The sequence below is a fragment of the Helicobacter sp. CLO-3 genome (assembly GCF_001854545.1).
In the GTDB taxonomy this organism is placed as follows: domain Bacteria; phylum Campylobacterota; class Campylobacteria; order Campylobacterales; family Helicobacteraceae; genus Helicobacter_B.
On the sequence record NZ_MLQN01000083.1, the window covers coordinates 1 to 607 of the forward strand.

Annotated in this window: 1 protein-coding gene; it reads right to left on the reverse strand. The window is 31.3% G+C overall.

Features of this window, described 5'->3' with window-relative positions; all coding sequences use genetic code 11:
* Window positions 1-607, reverse strand: a 607-nt coding sequence (locus tag BKN38_RS11360; protein ID WP_176754211.1) for a hypothetical protein, incomplete at both ends; no start/stop codon positions are given.

The following is a 607-nucleotide window of genomic DNA, read 5'->3' on the forward strand; positions in this document are numbered from 1 at the left end:
AATCTCTAAAATCCCCATATATAGGGATATTATGCTTTGCCAGTTCTGACTTTAGATGTTCTATTTTAGCAAAAGTCTTTGGGTTTTTTAGGCTAAAGTATGGATTTTCTACGGTTACTGGGTAGGTGAGAAATATTTTTATATTATTTTGCTTGGCAAAAGATTCTAGGCGTTTGTATTCGCTTATAAAAAAGTTTGAGATTTTTATATCATCAGTAAAATATGTGTTATATATATTTTTTTTCGTTTCGCCTTCGTGATAGCCTGAGTCGCCATAGGCATTGAGTGATTCATGCCCAATCCCCTCATTTTTTATATGCTCTTGCCACTGCTGGATAGGATTATCAATAGAGGTTTGTTCTTTTCTCCAGCGTGGCTGAAGGACTTTATAAATATTTGATGGTGCGGTCGCGCTAATATATATTTTTATAATACTTACTATGGAAATATATTTATTATTATAGCCATCGCCCCATAATAGCATATTGTGAATATATACTTGGTTATCTTTTGGTTTATTTTCCGCATAATATTCAAATTCTAATGGTAAAAAAATATAATCCCCATTTTTAGCATTTTGGATAATTTTATCTATATGGAAATTGAT